The organism is Pseudomonas sp. 34 E 7 (assembly GCF_900005715.1).
In the GTDB taxonomy this organism is placed as follows: domain Bacteria; phylum Pseudomonadota; class Gammaproteobacteria; order Pseudomonadales; family Pseudomonadaceae; genus Aquipseudomonas; species Aquipseudomonas orientalis_A.
The window spans coordinates 1-5,261 of sequence record NZ_CVTX01000062.1 but is presented as its reverse complement, the minus strand read 5'-3'; the positions used below and the strand labels follow the sequence as shown (position 1 = coordinate 5,261).

Sequence of the window (5,261 nt, the reverse complement as noted above, 5' to 3'; positions counted from 1 at the left end):
AAGCCGGATGACAGCAAAGGCGTGCGCGGCTGGGTCATGGAAAAAGTCATGGGCCGCGCCGGCGCAGGCGTGCCGAGCCCGAACCGCATCACCCTGCTGCGCGACGCCGACCACGACGGCGTCGCCGAAACGCGCACGGTGTTCCTGGAAAACCTCAACTCGCCGTTCGGCATGGCCCTGGTCGGCAACGACCTGTACGTGGCCGACTCGGACAAGTTGCTGCGCTTCCCCTATCAGCCTGGCGAAACCGCGATCAAGGCGGCCGGCACCAAGGTAGTCGACTTGCCGGGTGGCAGCCTCAACCATCACTGGACCAAAAACGTGGTGGCCAGCCAGGATGGCAGCAAGCTGTATGTGAGCGTCGGCTCCAACAGCAACGTCGGCGAGAACGGCCTGGAAGCCGAAGAAGGCCGGGCGGCGATCTGGGAAGTGGACCGCGCCACGGGCCAGCATCGTATTTTCGCCTCCGGCCTGCGCAACCCCAACGGCATGGCCTGGGAACCCCAGAGCGGCAAGCTGTGGACGGCGGTGAACGAACGCGATGAGATCGGCAGTGACCTGGTGCCGGACTACATCACCTCGGTCAAGGACGGCGCCTTCTACGGCTGGCCTTTCAGCTACTACGGCCAACATGTGGATGTGCGCGTCACCCCGCAGAACCCGCAACTGGTGGCCAAAGCCATTGCGCCGGACTATGCGGTCGGCCCGCATACCGCGTCGCTGGGACTGACCTTCGCCACCGGCAACAAACTTCCTGCGCAGTTCAGCAACGGTGCGTTCATCGGCCAGCACGGCTCGTGGAATCGCAAGCCGCACAGTGGCTACAAGGTGATCTTCGTGCCGTTCGAGGGTGGGCAGCCTAAGGGCAAACCGGTGGATGTGCTGACCGGGTTCCTTGATAAAGATGAGAACGCCATGGGTCGGCCGGTGGGCGTGGTGATCGATCAGCAAGGGGATTTGCTGGTGGCGGATGATGTGGGGAACAAGGTGTGGCGGGTGTCTGCTGCCAAATAAATATTTCCGAGACAGATACAAAACCAATGTGGGAGGGGGCTTGCCCCCGATGGCGGTGGGTCAGCTGAAAATTTATCAACTGACCCTCCCTCATCGGGGGCAAGCCCCCTCCCACATTTGAATCGGGTCTATGTCTAACTCAGGCTCAGGGATTGCGTGCCAGGTTGGCCGGCAGTACGCGCTTGGCACTCAGGTAAGCATTCTGCCAATACGCCTTGGACAGCGTGTCCAGCTTCACTGTACCGCCGGTCTGCGGCGCGTGCACAAAACGGCCCTCGCCCACATAGATCCCGGCGTGGCTCACCCGCGAACCGCCACCGGTGGCAAAGAACAACAGGTCACCGGTTTGCAGGTTCTGCTCGCTGACGTCCTGAGCACGCATCACGATCAACTCGCGGGTAGTGCGCGGCAAGGTGATACCGGCTGCGTCACGGTAGACAAAACCAATCAGCCCGCTGCAATCAAACCCCGAGTCCGGTGTATTGCCGCCCCAACGATAGGGCGTGCCCACCAGGCCCAGCGCGCGGAAGAGCACATCTTCGGCGGCAGGCGAGAAATTCTGGGTGGAATAGTTGAACACCGGCTTGGGCTTGACCGCGACGGGCGCGGGCGGCGGTGGACGGTTCGCGCAGGCGCTGAGAAGCGCGGCGCAAACAAGCAGAATGACGCGGACCGAGGTCGACATGTGCAGAACAATCCTGGTCTGGATGCGGCTTTCGCTGCCGAACGCTGAAAACCAGAACGCGCAAGCAGGGCTCGCGCGAACGGATTACAACAATGTCCAGGGATTCTAGCGCTTACGCGTCAAACTTCAAGTATCACTTTAACTTTACTTACTGGCGGTCACCGTCGACGGGGCCATGGCGAGTGCGCGCTTGGCTTCGATGAAGGTTTTGCTCCAGTAGCTGTCGCCCAGGCTATCGACCCGCACCCCACCGCTACGGCGGCTGCTGGAGTGGATAAACTGGTTATCGCCCAGGTAGATACCGGCGTGACTGACACGACCGCGACCGGCTGTACTGAAGAAAAGCAGATCACCGGGCTTGAGGTTGTTGCGCGCGACCAACGGTGCTTTCACGTTGATCATTTCGCGGGTGGAGCGCGGCAGATTCATGCCGGCTTCTTCACGAAACAGGTAGCCGATAAAACCGCTGCAGTCGAAACCGGCCTCGGAGGTGCCGCCGAAACGGTAACGGGTACCGATCAGGGACATGCCGCGTTCGAGAATGCTGTCGGCCAGAACGGGAAGCTGGTAAGGCTTGCTGCCGGAGAAGTCGACAAGTTCTTTTTCGGTTGCCAGCTCTTCTTCATAAACAGAAGCAGACTGTGCAGCAACGAATTTAGCCTGATTTTGAACCTGTGGTTTTTGCTGTTCTGCCACCTGCTGAGGGTGGGAGGCGCAACCAAACAACAGGGTAACGAGTGCGAGAGGCACGAGGGGTGCGAAGCGATTTAGCATGGGCACGACCGTGGCTGATGTGTAAAGAAGCCGAGACTATGCCCACTATCACATCGATTTGCAAATTCAATCGAGTTCTTTGTGACTTCTTGCTTGGACCACGCCATCTAAGCCTTGATCCCTGACACCTGACCTTTGCGTAGCCTAATAGGCTCAAACGCAGGTTTTCTGGCGCCTGGAATTTGCCGAAAAGCCTGTAAACACAAGGGCTGGCTACCAGCCGAGGGTTTCCTTGAGGAACGGAATGGTCAGCTTGCGCTGGGCCTGCAACGAGGCCTGATCGAGCTGTTCGAGCAAATCGAACAAGGCGCTCATGCTGCGCGTGCCACGGGTGAGGATGAAATGCCCGACCTCGTCGGTCAGGTGCAGGCCGCGACGCGAAGCGCGCAGTTGCAGGGCGCGCAATTTGTCCTCGTCGGACAGGGGGCGCATCTGGAAGATCAACGCCAGCGTCAGGCGCGACTTGAGGTCGGCCAGCTTCACCGGCAGTTCACGCGGCGAGGTGGACGCGGCAATCAACAGGCGCCGGCCGCTGTCACGCAGGCGATTGAACAGATGAAACAGCGCCTCCTCCCAATCCGCCTTGCCGGCAATGGCCTGCAAGTCGTCCAGGCACACCAGTTCATATTGTTCGAGGTTGTCGAAGATCCCCACACCATGGTCCATCAGCTCGGCCAAAGGCAGGTAGACCGCCGGTTCGCCCATCTGCTCGAAACGCAGGCACGCGGCCTGCAGCAAGTGGGTACGCCCTACGCCATGCTTGCCCCACAGATAGATCAGGCTTTCAGTCCACCCGGCGTCGGCTTCGCAGAGGCGCTCGACATAGCCGAGTGCAGCGGCATTGGCGCCTGGGTAGTAATTGATAAAGGTAGCGTCGTCACGCAGACGCACACCTAGGGGCAGCTGAATCGGTTTCATGCTGACTGAACGGCTCCCATCGAACCGTGAGTGGCCTCTGTGTAAAGTTTGCAAAGTTTATACGCGTGGCGCCGGGCGCACAATGCAGCAGACCATAAGCAAAATCAAAGGTTTGCGTTAACCTGCTGGTTTTACGCGAATTGTTTGACGCCCCCGCCCCCATAAACAACAAACCCGGCGATAAGCCGGGTTTGTGATACCTCGATTATAGATCGGGGTCTTCAACCCCCGTGTACACGTCCGAATCCTTGTACAGGTCGTGAACATGCCGCACCAGCACCATGATCACCGCCGCCACCGGCAGCGCCAGCAGGATGCCGGTAAAGCCGAACAGCTCACCGCCCGCAAGGATCGCAAAGATCACCGCCACCGGATGCAGACCGATGCGGTCGCCTACCAGCAGCGGCGTCAATACCATGCCTTCCAGCGCCTGACCGACCATGAATACCGCGACGATCCCGAGCATCGGGTACAGGTCGCCGCCAAACTGGAACAGCCCCGCCACCAGCGCCGCGCCGATACCGATGACGAACCCCATGTACGGCACGATCGCGGCCAGGCCGGCGATCAGGCCGATCAACAGACCCAGCTCAAGGCCGATCGCCATCAAGCCGGCGGCGTAGATGATGCCCAGCGCCAGCATCACCAGCAGTTGCCCGCGGACGAACGCGCCGAGGACTTCATGGCACTCGCCGGCCAGGGACACGATGCGTTCCTCGCGGTCGCGCGGCAGCAGGCTGCGGATCTTGGCCATCATGATGTCCCAGTCACGCAGCAGATAGAACGCCACCACCGGGATCAGCACCAGGTTGGTCAGCCAGCCGATCAGCGCAAGGCTGGAAGCGGTTGCCTGACTGAGCACCATACTGACGATATCGGTGGTCTTGTCCATGTGCTCACTGATTGCCGCCTTGACCTTGTCGAACTTCCAGAACCCGTCCGACAGCCCCAGCTTGGCCTGGGCCCACGGCATGGCCGTGTGCTGCAACCAGTCGAGCATCTGCGGCGCCAGCTCATAAAGTCGATACAGCTGCTTGGCCAGCATCGGCACCAGCACCAGTACCAGCGCGGTGATGATCAGGGTAAACAAGGCAAACACCGCGATCACACCCCAGGTTCGCGACAGGCCGGCTTTCTCCAGGCGATCCACCACCGGATCGAACAGATAGGCGAGCAACAACGCCACCAGAAATGGCGTCAGGATCGAATGCAGCAAGAACACAAAAACGCACAGCAGGACAATCCCGCCAAGCCACACCCAACGACGCGTATCCGCCATAAACCACTTCCTCTGTTATTGGCTTCCCTCTTCTATATAGAAGGAAGACCGCTTACCCACTTATTCATTTACCAATGAAAACGTAACTGCGCCTGAGGCTCAGGCGCGGCGGCCGGTTGTGCGCCGTCGACCGGCGGTTGCTGGACCGGAGCTTCACCGGCCGGCACTTCCTGCAATTTGGCCAGGCTCAACTGGGTGCGCAACTGGTCGGCGCTGCCATTGACGCGATACACAATACGATCGCCCTCCACCCGCTGCGGCTGACCACCAAAGGGCTCCAGCAAGCGACCCAGCGCGGCATAGCGCTCCAGGTTCATGCCTTGCACCTCAAGCAACTGCTCGGAGCTGACCCCCGGCTTGACGGCAAAGCGCGGTGCCAGCGTCTGGCTGACGGCGAGCAATACGGCGTCGGCGACGGCGGCGGTGTCAGCCCCCTGGACGCTGCCCTGCTCGGTCTTGTCGCCCAGCCACAGACGCCATTTGGCCTGCCACTGGCTGCCCTCCTGGCGCGCATGCACGGCCAGCAACGCATCGGCGCCATAACGTTCGGAGGCGGCGCGCAGCGGCGTGGCGTCTGCGCTTTCCAGGTTC

The 5,261-nt window shown here is 60.8% G+C and carries 6 protein-coding genes; 1 reads left to right on the top strand and 5 read right to left on the bottom strand.

The window, feature by feature from the left end; translation table 11 throughout:
* Window positions 1-1,014, top strand: a 1,014-nt coding sequence (locus BFP96_RS02705; protein WP_065935532.1) for a PQQ-dependent sugar dehydrogenase, incomplete at its 5' end; no start/stop codon positions are given.
* A gap of 145 nt (window positions 1,015-1,159) precedes the next feature.
* Here the strand turns inward: BFP96_RS02705 and BFP96_RS02700 are convergent.
* From BFP96_RS02700 to BFP96_RS02680, 5 genes are all read right to left on the bottom strand, one after another.
* A complete protein-coding gene (locus tag BFP96_RS02700; protein WP_065935531.1) occupies window positions 1,160-1,699 on the bottom strand; it encodes a C40 family peptidase in 540 nt (179 codons plus the stop codon).
* A gap of 144 nt (window positions 1,700-1,843) precedes the next feature.
* Window positions 1,844-2,473: a C40 family peptidase gene (locus BFP96_RS02695; protein ID WP_065935530.1), complete on the bottom strand. Its 630-nt coding sequence runs from the start codon at window positions 2,471-2,473 to the stop codon at window positions 1,844-1,846.
* A 213-nt stretch (window positions 2,474-2,686) separates the two neighbouring features.
* Window positions 2,687-3,391 carry a DnaA regulatory inactivator Hda gene (gene hda, locus BFP96_RS02690; RefSeq protein ID WP_065884498.1) on the bottom strand — a complete coding sequence of 235 codons (705 nt, stop codon included), beginning with the start codon at window positions 3,389-3,391 and terminating at the stop codon, window positions 2,687-2,689.
* Between the two features lie 205 nt (window positions 3,392-3,596).
* Window positions 3,597-4,670, bottom strand: coding sequence for an AI-2E family transporter (locus BFP96_RS02685; RefSeq protein WP_065884497.1), 1,074 nt, complete (start codon window positions 4,668-4,670; stop codon window positions 3,597-3,599).
* A gap of 68 nt (window positions 4,671-4,738) precedes the next feature.
* Window positions 4,739-5,261, bottom strand: a 523-nt coding sequence (locus tag BFP96_RS02680) for a DUF2066 domain-containing protein (protein WP_139113323.1), incomplete at its 5' end; no start/stop codon positions are given.

Bases quoted from the DNA above. Each gene is read 5' to 3' on its own strand.
- BFP96_RS02700 (WP_065935531.1), bottom strand. From the start codon at position 1,699: ATGTCGACCTCGGTCCGCGTCATTCTGCTTGTTTGCGCCGCGCTTCTC.
- BFP96_RS02695 (WP_065935530.1), bottom strand. From the start codon at position 2,473: ATGCTAAATCGCTTCGCACCCCTCGTGCCTCTCGCACTCGTTACCCTG.
- hda (WP_065884498.1), bottom strand. From the start codon at position 3,391: ATGAAACCGATTCAGCTGCCCCTAGGTGTGCGTCTGCGTGACGACGCT.
- BFP96_RS02685 (WP_065884497.1), bottom strand. From the start codon at position 4,670: ATGGCGGATACGCGTCGTTGGGTGTGGCTTGGCGGGATTGTCCTGCTG.